Annotated in this window: 1 protein-coding gene; it reads left to right on the top strand. The window is 64.5% G+C overall.

Features of this window, described 5'->3' with window-relative positions:
• The first annotated feature begins 435 nt into the window (after positions 1-435).
• Positions 436-2,091 carry an FAD-dependent oxidoreductase gene (locus ACMO6A_RS03055; protein WP_009608760.1) on the top strand — a complete coding sequence of 552 codons (1,656 nt, stop codon included), beginning with the start codon at positions 436-438 and terminating at the stop codon, positions 2,089-2,091.
• Positions 2,092-2,161 lie beyond the last annotated feature (70 nt).

Raw genomic sequence — 2,161 nt, 5'->3', positions numbered from 1 at the left:
GGGGAACAGCGGGCCGGGCGGGCGCATGCCATCGGAGGACGCGGTGCTTGCGCGCTCCCCCGCACTTTCGAGGTCGCTCGCCTCCGCTTCGTCCTGCCACGAATCGTCGACGGCGTGCTTGTTCGTTTCGTCGTTTTCCATAGCATCGAGCCGACGCGCTGCCCTCGTCGGCACCCCCTCCCCAGTGTTTCGATGGTTCACCATTCTAGCGAAACTATCGCCCTATGCCCAGGGAGCTCCGCACCTCGACCAGAGCCTCGATCCCTCATACTGCCTGCTCAACGATGGGATGATAGGCAAGGATGATGAAAATAATCCCCGTTTCCCGGCACGTGGACGAACGACAGGCGCGCGCCGCGGGGCTATGGTGCATCTCGAGGGATTCGCCCGAAAAAACTGGGCGAACGCGAAGGATCGACACGCTAGGAGGGCATCATGCACGAGCATAACAATGGAATCAGCAGGCGCGATCTGTTCAAATTTGGAGGCATCGCAGCAGCGGGCGTCGTGGGCGCCGGGGCACTGGCGTCATGCGCGCCGCAAGGGACGGGCTCCGCAGGCTCGGCCAGCACGACAAGCACGACCGACGAGACCACCACGGCTGCCGGGCACCTGCGCACCGGCATGCCCAGCTTCCTGACCGCGCCCGAGGCCATCACCGATGTCAAGGAGACAAAGGACTACGACGTGGTGGTCATCGGCGCCGGCGCATCGGGCGTGCCGGCCGCGCTGTCGGCCTTCGAGGCGGGCGCGAAGGTGGCGCTGCTTCAGAAGGAATCGCAGGCCATCGCGCAGGGCAACTCGGGCAGCGGCATCGACCTGGCCACCAGCAACCCGGCCGACATCGCCAACCTCGTATCGCAGCTGATCGCCGACAGCCAGCACCGTCCGAATCGCGAACTGGTAGAGCTGTGGGCGCAGAACTCCGGCGAGGCTGTGAAGTGGGTCATCGAGAAATCGCTCGAAGGCGGCGCACAGGTGATCGACCAGGGCAATCAACAGCATATGCCCCTCATCAACAAGAAGGGGTACGACATCAATTTCGTCACCTCGTTCTTCGGCCCCAAGCCCTACAACACCGGCGACGGCATGCGCGCGCTGGCCGCCACGGCCGAGAAGGAAGGCGTCGAGATCTTCTACTCCACCCCCGCCGAGCAGCTGGTCACGGGCGACGGCGGCAAAGTGACCGGCGTCATCGCGAAGGGCAAGGACGGACATGTGCAGTTCAACGCCTCGAAGGGCGTGATCGTGGCGTGCGGCGACTACCAGAACGACGAGGAGATGCTGCATTACTACCAGCCCGACATGACGAACTTCGAGCCCAAGCAGACGAACAAGACCGGCGACGGCCACAAGATGGTGGTGTGGGCAGGCGGCAAGATCGAGGACCTGGCGCACACGAAGATGCTGCACGACTTCGACGCGGGCCCGGCCTCCATGTGCGACATGCCGTTCCTGGCCGTGAAGATGGACGGAACGCGCTTCGTGAACGAGACCGTGGAGATGTCGCTTCTGAACTGCTACCTGCGCTCGAAGGAGGATTCGGGGCACTACTGCCAGGTGTTCGACAGCAACTACATGGAAGCGGCGGCCGAGTGGCCCGGCAAGCTGGTGGATCCCGAGGGCCTGAAAGTGTACATGCCCGAGGAGGACGTGGAGCGCGAGGGCGTGTTCGAGGGGCAGATCAACACGTTCAAGGCCGACACGCTTGAGGAGCTGGCCGACAAGCTGGAAATCGCCGATAAGGCCGCGTTCGTCGCCAGCGTGAAGCGCTACAACGAGTTGGCGGCAGCCGGCAAGGACGAGGACTTCGGCAAGCCGGCGAACTACCTGGTTCCCGTGGACACCCCGCCCTTCTACGGCATCCATCGCCACGTGCGCATGAGCGCCATCTGCTCGGGCGTGGACGTGAATGCGAAGCACGAGTGCCTCACGCCCGAAGGCGAGGTCATCGAGAACCTGTACGCCATCGGCAACTGTTCGGGCCACTTCTACGGCGGCATCGACTACCCGCTGACCGTGTTCGGCCTGTCGCTGGGCCGCTGCTACACCGAAGGATACGTCATCGGCCGCATGGTGGCCGAGAAGTAGCAGGTCGCGCGGGAGAGCCGACCCCCTCCCCGGCTCTCCCGCGACCGTCGGCGCCCCGAGAACGCGCCTC

This window comes from Eggerthella sp. (assembly GCF_048329335.1).
Lineage (GTDB): Bacteria > Actinomycetota > Coriobacteriia > Coriobacteriales > Eggerthellaceae > Eggerthella > Eggerthella lenta.
The sequence above is the reverse complement of the archived record's forward strand: the minus strand, read 5'-3'. Positions and strand labels throughout refer to the sequence as shown.

What these genes read in the sequence shown, in the direction of transcription:
- ACMO6A_RS03055 (WP_009608760.1), top strand. Translation starts at nt 436, where the DNA reads ATGCACGAGCATAACAATGGAATCAGCAGGCGCGATCTGTTCAAATTT.